The sequence below is a fragment of the Nitrospira sp. SG-bin1 genome (genome assembly GCA_002083365.1).
GTDB lineage: Bacteria > Nitrospirota > Nitrospiria > Nitrospirales > Nitrospiraceae > Nitrospira_D.
Map to the genome: position 1 here is coordinate 21,213 of LVWS01000025.1, position 18,145 is coordinate 39,357.

Annotated in this window: 14 protein-coding genes; 11 read left to right on the forward strand and 3 right to left on the reverse strand. The window is 55.3% G+C overall.

Annotation, left to right across the window (positions count from 1 at the left end):
- Nucleotides 1–266: 266 nt before the first annotated feature.
- The 8 genes from A4E19_18315 (at nucleotide 267) to glnA (ending at nucleotide 10,536) form a co-directional block, all read left to right on the forward strand.
- On the forward strand, nucleotides 267–1,373 hold the full coding sequence (locus tag A4E19_18315; protein OQW34415.1) for a hypothetical protein: 1,107 nt from the start codon (nucleotides 267–269) through the stop codon (nucleotides 1,371–1,373).
- Complete coding sequence (locus A4E19_18320) at nucleotides 1,370–1,924, forward strand: hypothetical protein (protein OQW34416.1); 555 nt, start codon at nucleotides 1,370–1,372, stop codon at nucleotides 1,922–1,924. The genes A4E19_18315 and A4E19_18320 overlap by 4 nt, the downstream gene beginning before the upstream one ends.
- 2 nt (nucleotides 1,925–1,926) lie before the next feature.
- Nucleotides 1,927–2,571, forward strand: a complete 645-nt coding sequence (locus A4E19_18325; protein OQW34417.1) for a hypothetical protein — start codon at nucleotides 1,927–1,929, stop codon at nucleotides 2,569–2,571.
- Nucleotides 2,572–3,178: 607 nt separating this feature from the next.
- Nucleotides 3,179–5,143 (forward strand): hypothetical protein, encoded by a 1,965-nt coding sequence (locus A4E19_18330; protein OQW34418.1) that lies wholly within the window; start codon nucleotides 3,179–3,181, stop codon nucleotides 5,141–5,143.
- Nucleotides 5,144–5,389: 246 nt separating this feature from the next.
- Entirely contained in the window at nucleotides 5,390–6,505 is a 1,116-nt protein-coding gene (locus tag A4E19_18335; protein OQW34419.1) for a hypothetical protein, read from the forward strand.
- A 94-nt stretch (nucleotides 6,506–6,599) separates the two neighbouring features.
- Nucleotides 6,600–8,384: an NAD+ synthase gene (locus A4E19_18340; protein OQW34420.1), complete on the forward strand. Its 1,785-nt coding sequence runs from the start codon at nucleotides 6,600–6,602 to the stop codon at nucleotides 8,382–8,384.
- 344 nt (nucleotides 8,385–8,728) lie between these two features.
- On the forward strand, nucleotides 8,729–9,067 hold the full coding sequence (locus A4E19_18345; GenBank protein ID OQW34421.1) for a transcriptional regulator: 339 nt from the start codon (nucleotides 8,729–8,731) through the stop codon (nucleotides 9,065–9,067).
- 59 nt (nucleotides 9,068–9,126) lie between these two features.
- Nucleotides 9,127–10,536 carry a glutamine synthetase gene (gene glnA, locus A4E19_18350; GenBank protein ID OQW34422.1) on the forward strand — a complete coding sequence of 470 codons (1,410 nt, stop codon included), beginning with the start codon at nucleotides 9,127–9,129 and terminating at the stop codon, nucleotides 10,534–10,536.
- A gap of 42 nt (nucleotides 10,537–10,578) precedes the next feature.
- Here the strand turns inward: glnA and A4E19_18355 are convergent, their stop codons facing one another.
- Complete coding sequence (locus tag A4E19_18355; GenBank protein OQW34423.1) at nucleotides 10,579–10,968, reverse strand: hypothetical protein; 390 nt, start codon at nucleotides 10,966–10,968, stop codon at nucleotides 10,579–10,581.
- 183 nt (nucleotides 10,969–11,151) lie between these two features.
- Here A4E19_18355 and A4E19_18360 point away from each other — a divergent pair, with 183 nt between their 5' ends.
- Nucleotides 11,152–11,913 (forward strand): hypothetical protein, encoded by a 762-nt coding sequence (locus A4E19_18360; protein ID OQW34424.1) that lies wholly within the window; start codon nucleotides 11,152–11,154, stop codon nucleotides 11,911–11,913.
- A 37-nt stretch (nucleotides 11,914–11,950) separates the two neighbouring features.
- Here the strand turns inward: A4E19_18360 and A4E19_18365 are convergent, their stop codons facing one another.
- Nucleotides 11,951–13,144: a hypothetical protein gene (locus A4E19_18365; GenBank protein ID OQW34425.1), complete on the reverse strand. Its 1,194-nt coding sequence runs from the start codon at nucleotides 13,142–13,144 to the stop codon at nucleotides 11,951–11,953.
- Between the two features lie 455 nt (nucleotides 13,145–13,599).
- Here A4E19_18365 and A4E19_18370 point away from each other — a divergent pair, with 455 nt between their 5' ends.
- Complete coding sequence (locus A4E19_18370) at nucleotides 13,600–15,432, forward strand: ABC transporter ATP-binding protein (GenBank protein ID OQW34426.1); 1,833 nt, start codon at nucleotides 13,600–13,602, stop codon at nucleotides 15,430–15,432.
- 122 nt (nucleotides 15,433–15,554) lie between these two features.
- Nucleotides 15,555–16,412, forward strand: coding sequence for a hypothetical protein (locus A4E19_18375; GenBank protein OQW34427.1), 858 nt, complete (start codon nucleotides 15,555–15,557; stop codon nucleotides 16,410–16,412).
- A 145-nt stretch (nucleotides 16,413–16,557) separates the two neighbouring features.
- On the opposite strand, the gene A4E19_18380 is transcribed toward A4E19_18375, so the two are convergent.
- On the reverse strand, nucleotides 16,558–18,120 hold the full coding sequence (locus A4E19_18380; protein OQW34428.1) for a hypothetical protein: 1,563 nt from the start codon (nucleotides 18,118–18,120) through the stop codon (nucleotides 16,558–16,560).
- Nucleotides 18,121–18,145 lie beyond the last annotated feature (25 nt).

Below are 18,145 nucleotides of genomic sequence, written 5' to 3' on the forward strand. Positions count from 1 at the left end.
AGTATCAAAAAGGCTCATAACCCCGTGTAATTACTGACGTGAAAAAGCCTAAGCCAACATCTAATTTAACAGGTATCAAAGCCTATCAAGTATGCGACTTATTTGACATTTCAAAGGCAACACTCTTCCGCTGGGAACGGGAAGGAGTCATTACTCAACCAGCCAGGGATTGGAGGAACTGGAGACTGTATACCAGGAAGAATGTTGACGAAATCGAAAAAATTATTCGCGCTCGGAAGGCTGTCATGTAAGGTGAGAAGTAACGCATGTTGACTTCATTCAAAAAGCTCGTGGAAACCGATATTCTCACCATGCTGACTCCTCGTCGGCAATTGGTGGGGCTCGATATCGGATCAAGTTCCATCAAGGTTGCTCAACTCAAGGAAAGTAAGGGGCGGTATTATCTTCAAAAATTCGGGATGAAACCGCTGGAGCCTGAAGTGATTGTGGATGGTACGGTCATGGACGAAGGGCGTGTGGTCTCAACGATCCAAGAATTGTTTCAGGAGGCCAACGTCAAAAATAAACATGTCGCCATCTCGATTTCCGGGCATGCCGTTATTGTGAAGAAGATCAGTCTGCCACCCATGCCGGACGAAGAACTGGAGGGGCAGGTGAAATTGGCGGCTGAACAGTACATTCCGTTCGATATTAACGAAGTGAACATCGACTTTCATGTTTTGTCTCCTGATGCATCGGAAGATCAGCAGGGAGATATGTCGGTCATTCTCGTTGCCGCGAAGAAGGACAAGATTAATGAGCTGACCGAGCTTGTGAAGGCCGCAGGACTCGTTCCTATGGTCATGGATGTCGACGCGTTTGCCGTGGAGAATATGCACGCCATCAACTATCCGATGGCACAAGAGGAAACGACGGCGCTGGTGAATCTAGGCGCAAGCGTGATGAATGTGAACATCATCCGTGCCGGGTCGTCATTGTTTACGCGAGATATCCCGTTGGGGGGGAATCGGTACACCGAGGCGATTCAACGCGAGATGGGCTTCTCGTTCGAAGAAGCGGAAGAAAACAAGAAAAAAGATCGAGCTGGCGATTCTGGTGAAATACCGCTCGCCGGCGTTATGGACAGTGTGAATGCGGAGGTCGCATCCGAGATTGCCAGGACTGTGGACTACTTCAAGACGTCGACCGCCAATGCCGAGCTCAGTCGGGTGCTCGTCTGTGGTGGAGTGGCTCGGGCACGAGGGTTGATTCAGCAGCTTGGCGATCGCATGCAGTTACCGGTAGAGATGGCAGACCCCTTCGCCGAGATCGATATCACGGGGTGTGACATCGACCCTGACTTATTGGCAGACTGGGCTCCATCGGCAGCCGTCGGTATCGGATTGGCGTTGAGAGCGGTGGGGGACAGATGATTCGTATTAACCTCCTGCCAGGTGGCCCGAAGGGTCGAACAGCCAAACCCCAATATGATGTGCGAGCACAGGCTCTGCTCGGCGTCGGAGTGATTCTGGTTACGTTGGCCGGCTGTTGGTGGTATTCGGCCTCTTTGGACAGCGAGCTTGAAGCCCGACAGGAGGAAAAGCGAGAAAAAGAAAAGCAAGTGGCTCAGCTCAAAGAACAGGTCAAGCAAGTGCAGGATTTTGAACAAAAGAAAAAACTTCTTGAGGACAAGAACCGGATCATCGACCAACTTGAACAATCCAGAATGGGACCGGTGAAGGTCCTCGACCATGTCAGTCAAAGTTTAGAGCCGCTCAAAGTATGGCTTACCCGTCTGGGCGTGGCATCCGATGTCGTTGAGTTGGAAGGGAAGGCCTTAACGAACGACGACGTGGTGGAATTCGTGAACAACCTGCGACGCACCGATTATTTCACCGGCATTAGTTTGCAGGAGAGTAAGGCCGCGGTAGAAAACAAGATCAATTTGTACCAATTTCGTTTGGTGTTTCGTTTGAAGGGGTAGGGATGGAATTGCCAAAGTTAAACCTTGACGCGCTTCGCAATGTGCCGGCCTCGCAAAAGGCCGCGCTCTTGTTTCTGCTCGTCGGAGGCATGATTGCCGGGTTCTATTTCTACATTGCGGAACCGAAGTCCGCCACCATCACGGCGCTCGAGGCTGAAAATAGCAGGCTTGAAAGTGAAATCCAAACCTTGACCATCAAAGTAAAGCATCTCGATGAATTGGTCGCCGCGAACAAACAGCTTGAGATTGAATTGGCTAAGAAGAAAGAACGGCTTCCCCCAGAGGAAGAAGCGATTATGCTGTTGAAACAAGTCTCCGACCTGGGGGTGCGATTGGGACTCGATATCAAACTGTGGAAACCTGGAGCGCAGGCTGAAGATGCGTCGAAACTTTTCGTCAAGATGCCGGTCAGTGTAGAGGTGGCCGGAGTTTATCACACGGCTGCTCTGTTTTTTGATCGGATCAATCGCCTCCCTCGCATTATTACGGTGTCTGGCTTAAAGATGGGATCTCCAAAGATTGAGCAAGGACGAATTGTATCGCAAACCACATTTGATCTGGTGGCATACGCCGCACCTCAAGAAAAACCGGTTTCCGGAGCAGCTCCTTCGGCTAACCCTCCCAAGGTGGCTCAAGTTGGCAATTAGTCATGAATAAGAAGCCAAGAGAATATACTCGGACCATTGGAGCCAGCGTGGTGTGCGCGTGTGTCATCTTTTCAGCCAGCACAGATGCACCGGCGGAGCCTTCGTCCGTTCCTGGGCTAATAGCCCCGATGAGACAAGATGCTCTCAAGTCGTCTTCTGTACCCGAGATTCCGAGAACGGCACCGCAAGCTATAGAGGCACCACCGTCGGGTTCTAGTTCTTCGACGCTTTCTCAGATTTCCATACCAGACGGTCTCGTTGGAGGAGGATATGATCCTTCAGGCCGCCGCGATCCATTTGCTCCAATCGTGCAGGAGCTTCAGCCGGGAAAGGCAGATACAACTCTTCCACCATTGCAACGCGTGACCCTGACAGAGCTTAACCTTATAGCCATTGTGTGGGGGGCATATGGCTATACCGCTATGGTGCAAACTCCGGAAGGACACGGGTACACAGTTCGGCGAGGAACGAGGATTGGACAAAACAACGGCGTGGTCAGCGCAATTACCGAGCGAGGGATCATTGTCCAAGAACGGTTTACTGATGTGTATGGCAAGAAGCAGGAGCGAGAACATGTGAAGCTCCTACATCCCAAAGAGGGCTCAGAATGAAACCACTATCGTTGCACGCAAACCATACTTCGACCGCTGGACGTTTAATCGGAGTCTGGGGGCTATCGCTAGCGGTGCTCATTGCATGCACCAGCACTCCTGCATTTGCTCAAGGGGTCCGTACGGCAAAGCAAAGCGATGCCGCCCCACGACTGCTGGCACAGACCGTGACTGCCATTGAGGTCCGCCCTGACACTGATCTGGTGACGATCGTCGTTATCGGGGACGGTCAGCTCTTTCCGGAAACCAATTTTTTGGATGAATCCCGTTTGATCGTGGATATTCCAGCCGTGTCCTCCACTCTTAAACGATCGGTGGTCCGGGCCGATCACTACTTGCTCAAAAAGGTCAGGGTGGGAAACCATGCCGATAAGGTCAGACTGGTGTTTGATGTGCCAGAACGACCAGCCTTTTCTCTTACCCGTGAAGACAATAAGGTGTTGATCACACTGAAACCGACCGAGCGGAAAACACTCACAGCTGTTGCCACACAGGTTGCTATTGATGAGGGGGGAGGGGGTTCATTCCGGCCCCAGGCCCGCAAGGCGCTGTTCGAGTCAAGAGATCGCGCAGTCAAGGCAGCGAGAATGGTCGGTCCCAGACAGTCTTCGTTCAAAGTGCAACGGGTACAGATGTCTGGAGAAAATGCTCCGGTTGAGAAGGATGACCGATCCGATGATCTTGTGGCAGGACAAACGCGATATGTTGGTCGGCGTATCTCGCTCGATTTTCAGCAGGCCGATATTACCAACATCCTTCGACTGATCGCCGAGGTCAGCGGCTTCAACATCGTCGTCGGAGAAGGTGTCAAATCAAAGGTCACTATGAAGCTGGTCAGTGTGCCATGGGACCAAGCGTTGGATATGCTGTTGAAAATGAACGGCCTTGGCATGATTCGCCAAGGGAGCATTGTGTGGGTTGATTCGCTGGCGAATATCGCCAAACAGCAAGATGAGGAAGCACGGGCCAAAGAATCGAAGACGAAGGCAGAAGAATTGGTAGACCGCGTGTTCTACATTAGAAACCTTCAGTCGCAGGAAGTGATGCAGTCGTTGCGGAAGTACCTCAGCCCCAGGGGTATCATAGAGTTCAATCTTGGCAGCAACGCACTGATTGTCAGAGAAACCGAATCAAAACTCGCAATCATTAAACAGCTTGTAGAGGGCCTCGATTTGGAAGTTCCTCAGGTTCAGATTGAGGCACGTATCGTTCAAGCCGACACCGTGTACGCGAGAGGCTTGGGAATTCAGTGGGGCTTCCAAGCGGGTAATCGCACACCCACGGATTTCTTTGCCCTCTCGAACATTACCGGCCCATTTGGACAGATAGCCGGGACAGGGTCTAGTACGATTGATCGGAGTTTTCTGGTTAATTTGCCGGCTCAGGTCGGTGGATTGCCGGCCGTCCCGTCTCTGGGGTGGACCTTTGGGAAGCTGGGTGGTGATTTTGCCTTGGATATGAGACTCTCGGCTGGGGAGTTGCTCGGGTTGACTAAGGTGATTGCCGCTCCGAAGATCACGACGCTGGACAAGCGAGAAGCGAAGATTTCCCAAGGTGAATCGATTCCCTTTCAAACCACCTCATTACAAGGTACCCAAACGACATTTGTCGATGCGAACTTGGAACTGAACGTGACGCCACAGATCACGTCGCGTGATCCGAAAGAAGACGGAAAGAGAATTCTGATGCGTGTGCGGGCGACACGCAATGCCGTCGGAGCACGAAGCAATCCGGCCGGTCCGAGTATCGACCGACGCGAAGCTACTACTCAGGTCATTGTCAGAGATGGCGAAACCATGGTGATTGGAGGAGTTTTCGTCGATACTCAAAACAACAATGTTCAAGGCGTTCCCTACCTCTCCCGTATGCCGGTTCTCGGATGGTTGTTCAAGAACAAGTCGGAAGGAGTCTCCAAACAAGAATTGCTCATTTTCCTTACGCCAAGTATCATCAAAACGTAACGATTGTTTCAGCTATCAAGGTAGAGAAAGCGTGGTGATGCTGAGTAGCTCACCACGCTTTTGTTTTTGCTGTCCCAAGGTCATGAGGGATAGCATGCAGCGCATGATCCGTCGCCCATGCGACGGACACGCCTTTTTAGTGACGCCAGGGCTGTGATACGATGCCCACTCCGTGGATACTTCATAGATAAGTGTGCTACAGACCTAGCATAATCCGTTATTCCGACTGATGCTTCAGGACATGAAATGAGAGCCATCTTTACCGTTCCCGTTTCATTGGCCGAACGAAGTTACGAGATCACGATTCAGGCCGGACTTTTGGAAAAGCTCGGCAGGGAGCTGAAGAAACTAGGAGTCACTGGAAAAGTTGGAATTGTGTCCGATCGGCACGTCGCTCGCCACTACCTGAAGAGAAGTGTAGAGACAATCAAAAGGCATGGAATGGATCCCATACCGATCATTCTGACGCCCGGAGAACAGTCAAAAACGTTGACGACTGTGTCGCAAATCCTCGATGTGTTGGCTCGTCACCGATTCGAGCGGTCCTCTATGCTGTTGGCCCTTGGCGGGGGAGTTGTGGGCGACATGGCCGGTTTTGCCGCCTCGATCTACCAACGCGGCATTCCCTATATTCAGGTGCCGACGACGCTTGTTGCACAGGTCGATTCCAGCGTCGGAGGAAAGACGGGTGTCGATCATCGGCTCGGGAAGAACTTGATCGGGTCGTTTTATCAACCGCGCGCCGTATGGATAGATCCGGAGACTCTTCATACCCTGCCTCCTCGGGAATTGGTGGCCGGGTTTGCCGAGGTGATCAAGTACGGCATCATCGCAGATGAGTCGTTCTTTAACTATCTGCAACGGCATATGTCGGATTTGCGGAAACAAGTTCCTCGTACAATTGCCACGGTGGTGAAACGATCGTGTGAAATAAAGGCCGAAGTGGTTGCAGCGGATGAGCGAGAATCCGACCGCAGACGGATCCTCAACTATGGTCATACCATTGGGCATGCGTTGGAAACGTTGGGGGGATATCAATCACTCGTTCATGGAGAGGCGGTGGGGATTGGGCTCGTGCAAGAAGCCGAACTCGCCTGTTTCCAAGAGATCTGTTCTGGTGCAGTAGTCGAGGACATTCGGCGCGCTGTGAAGGATGTGGGGCTGAGTGACCGTATGCCGGGGTGGGCACCGCAGAAGATATGGAAGGCCATGTTGCATGACAAGAAGGTATCTGGAGGGCGAGTCATCGGCGTGTGGCCGGAATGTATCGGACAGGTGCGCATAGGGCCGATTGAAAGACATGTGTTTGAGCAGTGGTACTCCATGTCTCGAGTCTCCTCTCCTCCTGGTCATGCCTCATGACGAGTCTTGCCTCAAAGACTGGTGATGCCATGAATCGATTTCTTGTGCAGATTGCGTTTGGTTTGCGGGAGTAGGCTGGTTCAACCGGAGCTCTATGCGGACATTGCGAATCGCGATGGCACAGATGAACCCGATCGTGGGGGACCTGAGTGGCAATGTCCGTCGTATCGCAACTTGGCTCCGAGAGGCGAAGAAAGCAAAGGCCGATCTGGTTGCATTTCCTGAACTGGCCGTGACCGGTTATCCACCTGAAGATCTTCTACTTAAACCGCAATTTGTGCAAGACAACCGGCGCGCGCTGGGCGAGGTAATCAGAGCCTGTCGAGGCCTTGTTGTGGTGGTGGGTTATGTGGGGCAAGGCGATCAACGTGAGCAGGCCGCTTCGCGGCAACCAATTATCTCGGCCAGTCAAGATGAACTCTATAATGCTGCGGCCCTGATTGCCGACGGACGGCTAGTCGGCAGCTATCGAAAATGGTATTTACCGAACTATGGCGTATTCGATGAAAGCCGTTATTTTCGCCCCGGTCGGAGACTCCCGTTGCTCCTCGTCAACGGAACGACAATCGGGGTGTCCATCTGCGAAGATATTTGGTTACCGGAAGGACCCACCCGTGCACAAGCAGCGGCCGGCGCAGAAGTGATCATCAACATCAATGCCTCTCCCTTTCATGTCGGGAAGAGCCGGTCGAGGGAACAGATGCTCGCGACGAGAGCGCGTGAGAACGGCGTCATTGTGACCTATACCAATACTGTTGGAGGACAGGATGAGTTGATCTTTGATGGGAACAGCCTCATCCTGGATCAATCAGGCAACGTGATCGCGCGTGGCCGTGCATTCGAGGAGGAGTTGCTCGTGGCCGATGTGCCCGTTGATCGTGCCTCACCACGTCATGTGCCTCGTACCCGCAAGACGTCGTTACGTGTCAAGGACACCTCGGTTGTTGACAGAATAGTGGTAAATATGCCAGCAGCCAAGCGGAAACGGACGAGCATTGTACCGTCGCTGGCGGAACCGTTAGCTGAGATGGAAGAAGTGTATCAGGCGCTGATCTTGTCCGTGAAAGATTATGTCGGAAAAAACAGGTTCAAGCGTGTTGTCCTCGGGTTGAGCGGTGGAGTGGATTCGGCATTGACCGCCGCCATCGCAGTGGATGCGCTGGGGATGAACAATGTACTCGGTGTTTTCATGCCGTCTCCCTATACGTCGCATGAGAGCGAAGAGGATGTTGCAGAACTCGTGAGGTGTCTCGGTATTGAATTGAAAGTGATTCCAATTGCCCCGACTTTTGATGCCTATCGACAATCACTGGCACACTCATTTGCCGACCGCCCGGCAGATACGACCGAAGAAAACCTTCAGGCGCGCATTCGTGGGAATATCCTCATGGCTTTGTCCAATAAGTTCGGGTATCTGGTGTTGACCACCGGGAACAAGAGCGAATTGAGCGTGGGATACGCGACGCTGTACGGCGATATGGCCGGCGGGTTCGCCGTCATCAAGGATGTGCCGAAGACGATGGTCTATGAGCTGTCGAAGTTCCGTAATGGTCTTGGTCCATCACCTGTGATTCCCAAGCGTACTCTAGACCGACCCCCGAGCGCCGAGTTGAGACCGAATCAAAAAGATGAAGATTCCCTACCACCGTATCCCATCCTTGATCCCATTCTCCAGGCGTACGTGGGAGAAGATCGCCCGCTCGAGGAGATTGTTGAAGCGGGGTTTGATCGTGCAACGGTCGCCCGTGTGGTGAGGATGGTTGATAACAGCGAGTTTAAACGGCGTCAGGCACCTATCGGTGCTAAGATCACGCATCGCGCCTTCGGCAAGGATCGGCGAATGCCGATCACGAGCGGCTACCGTCTCAAGCAGCCATAATTTGCACTGATTCTGTATCCTAATCATGTAACGCTTGCCGTTCGGCTCTCCGGATTCCGAATGGAAACGAAGAGTGCGATGGTCTCCTCTCACCGTACTCAATCAATGCACGGAGCGTGGGCCATACTAGGTTTAGCCAATTGTAAGGGATTTAAGGATTTCCACGTTGAGTGAGAGAAGAGGATGGGCTATGATGGCTCCCCCTACGCACGGGAAGAGCTGGGAGGTCTGCCCATTGGGTCACGACCGGCCTGGCTCATTGAAGCATTCGTGCGGATTCTCAATGGATCTATCGAAAAGCCGTCAGTAATTCGCGACCTGGTTGGGCAAGGAGGGGCATCGACATGAAATTGGTTGAGGCCATCGTCAAGCCGTTCAAACTTGAGGAGATCAAGGATGCCCTGTTGGAAATCGGTGTCCAAGGAATGACGGTATCGGAAGTCAAAGGGTTTGGGCGTCAGAAGGGTCATAAGGAAACATACCGAGGGCAAGAGTATACGATCGAGTTTGTCCCCAAGGTAAAAATCGAGGTGGCAGTAACGGATGTCCTGGTACCTCGGGTGATTGAGGCCATCACCGGCGCCGCGAAGACCGGGAGCATCGGGGACGGAAAAATTTTTGTTCGAGAGTTGACTGAGGTGGTGCGCATTCGCACAGGAGAAACCGGAGAAACCGCACTGTGACGGTAGAGGATCCGCGCGGTGGAACATGATCGCGGAGGATCTTTTAAAGGAGGAAGGGCATGAACGTGCGTGAGGTGTTGGAGTTCGCCAAGAAGCACAGAGTCCAGATGGTCGATCTGAAATTCGTCGATCTGCCGGGTGTATGGCAACATATGACCATCCCTGTAAGCGAACTAACGGAGAACTTGTTCAAAGAGGGTTCCGGTCTCGATGGATCGTCCATTCGCGGTTGGAAGGCCATCAACAACAGCGACTTGTTGGTCGTGCCCGACCCGGCGACGGCGTGCCTGGATCCTTTTACGGCGGTGCCGACTCTCAGCCTGACCGGCAATGTCGTGGATCCGATTTCCCGCGAAAACTACGAGCGCGATCCCAGGTTTATCGCCCAAAAGGCGGAGCGATACCTCCAGAGCACCAAGATCGGCGACAATTCGTTCTGGGGGCCGGAAGCCGAATTTTTTATCTTCGACCATGCCCGTTACGACCAGACCAGCCACAGCGGCTTCTACTATCTTGATTCCGAGGAAGGTGCCTGGAACATGGGGCAGGAGGGACACAACCTGGGAGGGAAGATCCGGCATAAGCAAGGCTATTTCCCGGTGGCTCCGGCGGATACCCAGCAGGATATTCGAAGCGAGATGGTCCTGGAGATGGAAAAGGTCGGCATCGAAGTCGAAAAGCATCATCATGAGACGGCTTCGGCGGGCCAAGCCGAAATCGATATCCGATTCGATTCCCTCTTGCGCACCGCGGACAAGATGATGATGTACAAGTACATCGTTAAGAACGTGGCGCGCCGACATGGGAAGACGGTGACCTTCATGCCGAAGCCGCTCTTCAGTGATGCCGGGTCGGGGATGCACACGCACCAGAGCATCTGGAAAGACGGTAAGCCGCTTTTTGCCGGAAAGGACTATGCGGGGATCTCTCAGCTCTGTTTGTATTATATCGGCGGCATTCTCAAGCATGCGCCGGCGCTGGCGGCGTTTACGAATCCGACGACAAACTCCTACAAGCGCATCACACCGGGGTTCGAAGCGCCGGTGCTGCTGGCCTATTCCAGCCGGAACCGATCGGCCGGCATCCGTATTCCGATGTATTCCCCGAGCCCGAAGGCTAAGCGGATCGAAGTGCGATTTCCAGATCCCTCCTGTAATCCCTATTTGGCGTTTTCCGCCATGCTCATGGCGGGGCTGGATGGGATCCAAAACAAGATCAATCCCGGTGAGCCAGCCGAAAAAGATCTCTATGATCTCGACCCGAAGGAGGCCGCCAGCATCCCGACTATGCCTGGAAGTCTCGATGAAGCGATCAATAGTTTGGAAAAGGACTACCAGTTTCTGCTCAAAGGCGAGGTGTTTACCGAGGATCTGATCGAAGCCTGGATCGGCTATAAACGAAGCAAGGAAATCGATCAGATGCGCTTGCGGCCGCATCCGTATGAATTCTTTCTCTATTATGACGTCTAGCCTTGGTGGCCACCGATGGGCGCATGATGCAGGACTAGAAGGTCAGCCTGTCCCGCACGCGATCCTCCACAGCGCGTGATTGGCGCTGTGTTCATCTACCGTCTGCCAGTTCCCGTTCTCGATGAAGCCGGGTGCCGATCTCCCTGTGCCCATCTGACGTGAGAATCCAACCACTTGTAGAACGCGAACACGGGATCGCTCACAGTCAAATTCCTTATGGGTTGTGAAGGATAGGAATCGGGTAGTGCTGTTCCATTTGATATCCGTCAATTGCCAGAGAGTGGCACGGGTACTTTCCCGGTGAATCGTGGCCGGGTCATAGTACACGGTTTCTTGCGCAACGGTTTGATAGCGCTTCTCGACCGCATCCCATCCCCCCAAAACCAGCCCAGCGTTCAGTACCAGCACGATGATGAGCAGCAGTTTCGTCATGGCAGGCTACTTCGTGAAGGGTGTCCATACGATCACGGTCTGATCCCTGATTGTATAAGGAGTAGCAGGTAAAACATCAAGCCGCAACATTCGATTCAGCATACTACGCGACTATGGTTTATAGACCCCTTGAGCCTCACCCTGGCATAGGGTATTCTCCGTCCACAACCGAGGAGGGATCTGATGCCGAAGCGAGTCCGCACAGGATTGACGAGGGGTGATATTCTCGATCGGTATGTCGAGCGGTTTAAGCAACAACTCGTGAAATTCCAGCCTTTTCTCTCGCGGAAGCGCGGATCGGCGTCGCTCGAGGACTTCGACGAAGCCGCGGAAGAACTGATCGGCCAAGTATTCGGCGCCGCATCCGATGAATCGGAGGCCTATTTCTTCGCAAAAACCGGAGAATCCGCGCTGTTACCGGAAGAAGCACAGGAAAGCGGAACCCACAATGTTGAACGGGAGAGCCTCCAACAGCGACGGCAAGTGCTGGAAAGCTGTCTGGCGGATCTCGAATTGCGTCGTCGGCTCCAGGCAACGAGGAAGGGGAAGGGGCTTGAGACGGCGCTGGTGGAAGACTACATGTCGCACGATGTGCGGAGCATCCATAAAGAAGCGAGCATCAAACAAGCGGGGCAGCTCTTGCTCAAGCATAAGGTAGGTTCGCTCATCGTCGACGACGGTTCACGATATATCGGCATCATCACCGATTCAGATCTGACACGCAAAGCCGTCGCCAAAGGGCTCGATCCCAACACCACCACGGTGGCGACCTGTATGAGTCGGTCCATCGTCTCCATTGAAGAAGACGAACTCTTGTCCGAAGCGATGTCGTTGATGAAGAAACAGGGAATTCGGCACCTTCCGGTGACTGCGGATGCGACGATCATCGGGGTGCTATCTGTTTCCGATCTCCTTCGGGCCTTTGAAGAGCAGAAAACTTCGTAACTGAATGGCGTCGCTTAGGTGAAAGCCGGGAGCGGTGTCACATGCGACAAGCTGGCCTGATGGCCTCGAGACCCTTCAGCCCAAATGTTGCGAGAGCCGCCTGGTTAACGCCACGGAGGGTGCGCACAGGGTTGGCTTCGGAGCTGAGCGGCATCACCGACATGTCGCACACATAAAGCCGGTCTGTCCCGACGACGCGCAGGTCCTCGTCCACCACGGAGCGACCTGCAAATGGTGCGTCGAGTTGCTGTCGATACGGCATCCGCAGGCTACCGACAGCATGATGCACCGTATCCCAACCGAACCCTCTGCCCCCTTGTCCGTACCGGGCGTTGTCGGCCGGCTGGGCGCGCTGGCCGTTGAACTGAAACTGTGAAAAGATCCGCAGCGTCACGGCGAGAATGACCGTCCCCGCCTGGAAGAACCGGGCCTGTCCCGTCCGGGCATTGGGTGCGACGAGCGTCAGACGGCCGCCATGATCTGCACGTCCTCGACGTAATGGTTGAGGAGTACCTGTAGGCCCGGTCCGTCCCCGTGGCTCACGCCCGGGGTCAGCCCCACCTAGTTCACCAGCAGTTCGGCCGTGTTGAACACACTGGTGCCCTCGGTGAAGAACTCGTCCTTGGGCGTCCCATCCGGCTTGAGATACGGCTGGTGCAAGGCACGCGGAGTCTCTTCGATCATTAAGTCGGTGTTGAGCGGTGATTGCCGCAACCGGTCGACCACGGTTTGGACGGTGGCTCCCATGGAGGTGGACTCGTTCATGGTCAGTCCGGCCTGGTCCAACAGACCGTCCGCCAAATCCTGCCGAACCTGTGGGGGAAGTAGTCGAGCTCCCAGCTCTGGATGCTCGGATGAGCCCTGACCAAAAAATCGATCGGCCGCCGAAGTTCATCTGCGGCTTCTCGCCGATGTAGTTCTGCGCAATGCTGTTGCCGGACGGCCGGAACGTGTCACACCCGAAGTGCCGCGCGAGGCTGCTGTTAGGGATGCGGGAAATATTGTAGACATGGGTGGGGTAGAGGAACGATCCGGCTTCCAACACGAGGATCCGCTTCTGTGAGCCGAGCCGGTCCGCGAGATCATCCGCGAGCACTCCACCGCCGATCCCTGAGCCGACGATGATGATGTCAAAATCATCGCGCCAGCCGGAGTATTCGAGAAACAGCCGTTTCCGGTCAGCCGTGTCCTCCGAAACGAAATTCACATAGGTTGAAGGCGTGAAGGTCATGGCACCCTCCGATCGTGGGGGTGAGTCGTGCGCAACCGCAGGCCTCGACCGCCGTCCGGCTACCGGGTCTGAGTGTGCGGTCAAGAGAATGATAGGGGAATGAGAGGAAGAAAGTCGATGAGTCGGTTGCGGGTGCTCAAGGAAATTGGAAGAAGACTCCATGCCCGGCGTGCATGTGCATCTCCCATCCGAAAAGCTGGCGTCTGGTTGGGGATGCCAAAATCACGGCGGTAATCGCTTTTGCAGTTACAAGTCGTGTAAAGGCATAACTTGTGCGGCTTTGGCCGGTCCTGTGTCGAGAGCATCTGTGCCTGCGAGCCTCGACCGTGACTTGCCTCTTTTCAGACAACCAGACTTGCGCTCACGCATCATGAACGAGTTCCATACGCGATTCCCTTTCTAAAGAAAGATCCCCGTTCCGCCCTCGCGATCGGATACACTATTCACCACCCATCATGCCACCGACCCTGCTGCTCAGTTGTGAGTCCATCAGCAAAAGCTACGGCGTGAAACCGTTGTTCAGCGACCTCTCCCTCGGGCTCTGTGAGGGGGATCACGTCGGCCTGATCGGTCCCAACGGTTCAGGGAAATCCACCTTGCTGAAGATCCTGGCCGGTCGCGACGAGCCGGATGGCGGCACTCGGTCTGTCCGGCGGCAGTTGCGGATCGGCTATGTGCCGCAAGATCCCTCGTTCGCCGAGCCACAGTCGGTGGAGGAGTCACTCGTTCAAGTTCTCCGCGACGAAGGACTGGATCAGTATGAGCACGGCGGGCGAATTGCCACAGCGCTCAGCCTCGGCGGGTTTCTCCGCTCGGACCAGTCTGTCTCGACGCTGTCGGGCGGATGGAAGAAACGGCTGGCCATCGCCCGGTCGCTGATGTTGGAACCGGACGTGCTGCTCCTGGATGAGCCGACCAACCATCTGGATGTCGACGGTATCCTCTGGCTGGAAGGCCTGTTGAAAGCCGAACCCCATGCCTTCATCGTCATCAGCCATGATCGGCGGTTTTTGGAGTCAGTGACCACGCGAATTTGGGAACTCAACCGCCGATACTCCAATGGCCTCTTCCAGACAAACGGCCGGTACAGTGAGTTTTTGGAGCAGCGCGAGGCGGCGTTACAGGATCGGGCTGATTATCAGGCGTCGCTCGCCAATCGAGTCCGGCGGGAAGTGGAATGGTTGCGGCGAGGCCCCAAGGCCCGCACGACCAAGGCCAAAGCTCGCATCGATCAAGCGGGACGGATGATCGATGAACTTCAAGATCTCGAGTCGCGACAGGGGAGCACCTCAGTCGGGATCGATTTTACCGCGTCCGGACGCAAGTCGAAACAATTGCTGGTCGTGAAGGGCGTTGAAAAATCGCTGGGTGGTCGGCGGATCGTATCGAGTCTGGATATCCTCCTCGGACCGGGGGAGCGGATTGGGCTCCTTGGTCCCAACGGTAGTGGCAAAACGACCGTCTTAAAGCTCTTGGCCGGCACGCTCACGCCGGATCGCGGCACCATCATCCGCGCCGATCGATTGCGCATCGTCACCTTCGAACAACACCGAGAATCCTTGGACCAGCAGGCTATCCTGCGGCAGGCTCTTGCTCCGGCCGGTGGCGATGCGGTCGTCTATCAGGATCGGTCCGTGCATTTGGTCTCATGGGCCAAGCGCTTTCTCTTCAGGCCGGAACAGCTGGACCTTCCGGTCTCACGCCTGTCCGGTGGAGAGCAGGCGAGGCTTCTGATCGCCCGTCTCATGTTGCAACCGGCGGATCTCTTGATCCTCGATGAACCGACCAACGATTTGGATATCCCGACGCTTGATGTGTTGGAAGACAGCCTATTGGAATTCACCGGGGCGCTGGTGTTGGTGACGCATGACCGGTGGCTACTGGATCGTGTCTCCACCAGGCTCTTGGCATTGGATGGAACAGGCCGCGCCGAGTGGTTTGCCGACTATGCCCAATGGGAAGCGGCGCAGACCAGAAGAGCGACAGAAGAAAGAAAAGCTGAGGTCTCCAAGGAAAATTCCGCATCGGCTGGATTGTCTAAACGGAAAGGGTTGTCGTACAAAGAACAGAAGGAATGGGACCAGATTGAAACGAAGATCTTGGAAGCCGAGGAACGAGTAGCCTCCTGCCAAGCCGCGGCCGATGATCCCTCCATCGCATCTTCCGCCGACGACTTACAGGAGCGGTACGCCGCGCTCCACGCCGCGCAGGCCGATGTCGAGCGTCTCTACGCCCGTTGGGCTGAGTTGGAGGAGAAACGCATACAAGCCATCAGCCATATGCAGTAGTTCCTTCGTCAGAAGTCGTGCCCATTGATCCGCCAATAGCCATTCTCCCTACAGTTCTCTCCGTTGCTGGCCGATAGAGAAGGCGGAAGCCGGTCTCCTTTATAGCGAAAGGACCCTCCACCATGCCTTTGGCCAGCGAACTGGTCCAGTCCTGCACCTCAATCGTCACGTTACCGGAGATCTACTTCCGAGTACGAGAGGTAGTGGACGATCCCGATTCGACTATGGATGACCTTTCCGAGGTCCTCAAGATGGACCCCGCCCTTTCAGCCAGACTGCTCCGGATCGTCAACAGCCCGCTGTATGGATTTCCCAGGCAGATCGACACTGTCACCCGTGCGGTCAATCTCCTCGGTACCCAGGCCATCAACGACCTGGTCACCGCGACGACTGTCGGGAGAACCTTTTCCGGGATGCCGGTTCAATTGATGGATGTCCCCAAGTTCTGGCGCAAGAGCGTGCTGTGCGCCCTGCTGGCCGGAAAGATTGCGAAGTCCTGTGGTCTGGAGGATAGCGAACGCTTCTTTATTGCCGGGTTACTGCGCGATATCGGCCACTTTGTCCTCTACCAGACCGTTCCACAGCGGGCCCAGTCCGCTCTCATTGAAGCGGGCTACCTTGAGGCGTCCCTGGCCGAGGTGGAACAATCGAACATCGGGTGTGACTACGCGGAAGTGGGGGCCGAACTCATCAAGACCTGGGGCATGCCCACGCAGATCGAACAAGCGGTCCGCTGCCAATTGAGTCCGAACGATGCGGGCGAATTCACGCTCCATGCCTCAATCGTCCATTTGGCTGGTGTTATCGCCGATTACGAAGAGCTCGAACCGAGTCGCAGGCCCGCCGCCCTGCCGTTCAACTCTCATGCAGTCACCGCCACACGGTTTGCACTGCCGAGCCTTCCGCCACTACTCGCAGATGCTCGGGCTCAGCTGCAAGACACCCTGGCACTGATCCAACCCCAGCCCATGGCCGCCTAACGCTCCAAACGGTGTCAAGATCAGAAATACTCGCCACCGAAGGGGTGATCGTAGACAACCTTCCTTTCAAGTGGGCTTGTCCCTGGGTGGGTAGAGGTCGGTGGCCGAGTATCTTAGGTGAACCACACTGTCGCTCCGCGCGACGCTAGAGTATGCCGGCCAACCGATTTAGGCCCAGTGTGGTCTGGGCGAACAACAGTTGGAATGCCTGATAGTCTTGGGCCAGCACCGGCTGGCTGTTTGTTGCTCGATCGCTGTAGATGAGTCCAATGGGCTTCGCACCCACCCGCAACGGGGCGACGATCGCCGAAACTGGTTTCCAAACCTCGACAAAGTCCTGCTTCAGCGTCCCTGCCATCTGGTCTGAAAAGCTGGGCACCAGGAGCGGGTCGACTCGCTTGAGAACCGAGAGAAAAAACTGGTGCTCCCGGCTGAGCGACCCTGAAAGGGAGCGGAGGTAGGGGGCCGGCGGAGTCACGCCCAGCACCAGTCTCCCCACGAGCAGGTCGCTGTCGTTTTGGTTCAAGAGCGCCAGGCCGACACGGTCGAATCCGGCATCGCGATGCAGGGATTGCACAAATGTTCCGAGGAGGCCGTTGAGATCCTTCGCGGCATGCAGCGAGTCTTGAAAGGCTTGGAGTGTTTCCAACGGTTTGGTTCGAATGGGGGCAGTCGGTTCCTTCTGCGGCGTGACCACGGTCTGTCCTTTGTCCACCGTGGGTTTGATGGGGGGAATCGATCCGGCGGGGCCTTGCTCGTGGGATGATGGCATGATTTCATCGGAGGAGCCGAGCGACAACCCCATTGAGCGAATGAGTTGGCGTCCGCGATCCATGGCTAGAATCATGAGGTCCGCAAACGAGCCTGAAGAGAGGCCGCTTCCAAGTTGGAGCGTTCGCTTGGCTTCATCGACGGCAGGCCCTGGGGCAGAGTACGTGAGGACTTCAACCAATCGGATAGAACCAACCACGATGCCGCGATAGGTTTGGAACCCGCTTTGCCAACGCTCCCGCGGCAGTTCCTCCGGGTGGCGGAAGAGCTCAATCAGATCGTCCGGCAGCTTCCACATCTGCGCCAGGGCCTGAGCCAAGGTCAGCCGAGGCACGCCGATGAGAGATGCCTCTTGCACCGAACATTCCGGCGGACGCGTGGTTTTCTTGGCAATGGCCTGGAGAGCCAGAAAAAGGTCCGGATCCTGATAAGCAACGGCCAAGTCTCCGATCGAGTACAGGAGGGCACCGGTGAACAACTGTCCCGGTTGTGGGTATCCAATGGCTATTCCTAGTTCGCTGGCATAGGTTGCGGACAAGAGGGATTTGGCGATCAAGGTGCGGAATTCCTGTTGGCGAATCGGCCAATGTTGCAGCTGTTCGACAAGATGTGCCGCCGCCACGAGGGACCGCACGGTGTCGAGCCCGAGCCAGCTGACGGCATGGGGGACCGACACAATCGTTTGCTGCGGGCTGTAAGCGATGCTGTTCGCCACTTGCAGAACCTTGCACGTCAACCCATGGTCTCGGCTGATTACCCGGGCGAGCGTCTCGGCATTGGACTGGGGGCCCATGTGATTCAGGATTTGCTGACAAGTCGACTGTAAGATGGGAAGACAGCGGCTGGATTCGTCGAAGAGGAGCTTAAGTTTTTGATGGAGGCGAGGACGGATTGAGTCGATGAGGGCCGATTCCGAGGCCGTGCTTGACGAAGGCATAGAGAGGTTCCAGGTTGGGATCAGA

Bases quoted from the DNA above. Each gene is read 5' to 3' on its own strand.
- A4E19_18315 (OQW34415.1), top strand. From the start codon at position 267: ATGTTGACTTCATTCAAAAAGCTCGTGGAAACCGATATTCTCACCATG.
- A4E19_18320 (OQW34416.1), top strand. From the start codon at position 1,370: ATGATTCGTATTAACCTCCTGCCAGGTGGCCCGAAGGGTCGAACAGCC.
- A4E19_18325 (OQW34417.1), top strand. From the start codon at position 1,927: ATGGAATTGCCAAAGTTAAACCTTGACGCGCTTCGCAATGTGCCGGCC.
- A4E19_18330 (OQW34418.1), top strand. From the start codon at position 3,179: ATGAAACCACTATCGTTGCACGCAAACCATACTTCGACCGCTGGACGT.
- A4E19_18335 (OQW34419.1), top strand. From the start codon at position 5,390: ATGAGAGCCATCTTTACCGTTCCCGTTTCATTGGCCGAACGAAGTTAC.
- A4E19_18340 (OQW34420.1), top strand. From the start codon at position 6,600: ATGCGGACATTGCGAATCGCGATGGCACAGATGAACCCGATCGTGGGG.
- A4E19_18345 (OQW34421.1), top strand. From the start codon at position 8,729: ATGAAATTGGTTGAGGCCATCGTCAAGCCGTTCAAACTTGAGGAGATC.
- glnA (OQW34422.1), top strand. From the start codon at position 9,127: ATGAACGTGCGTGAGGTGTTGGAGTTCGCCAAGAAGCACAGAGTCCAG.
- A4E19_18355 (OQW34423.1), bottom strand. From the start codon at position 10,968: ATGACGAAACTGCTGCTCATCATCGTGCTGGTACTGAACGCTGGGCTG.
- A4E19_18360 (OQW34424.1), top strand. From the start codon at position 11,152: ATGCCGAAGCGAGTCCGCACAGGATTGACGAGGGGTGATATTCTCGAT.
- A4E19_18365 (OQW34425.1), bottom strand. From the start codon at position 13,144: ATGACCTTCACGCCTTCAACCTATGTGAATTTCGTTTCGGAGGACACG.
- A4E19_18370 (OQW34426.1), top strand. From the start codon at position 13,600: ATGCCACCGACCCTGCTGCTCAGTTGTGAGTCCATCAGCAAAAGCTAC.
- A4E19_18375 (OQW34427.1), top strand. From the start codon at position 15,555: ATGCCTTTGGCCAGCGAACTGGTCCAGTCCTGCACCTCAATCGTCACG.
- A4E19_18380 (OQW34428.1), bottom strand. From the start codon at position 18,120: ATGCCTTCGTCAAGCACGGCCTCGGAATCGGCCCTCATCGACTCAATC.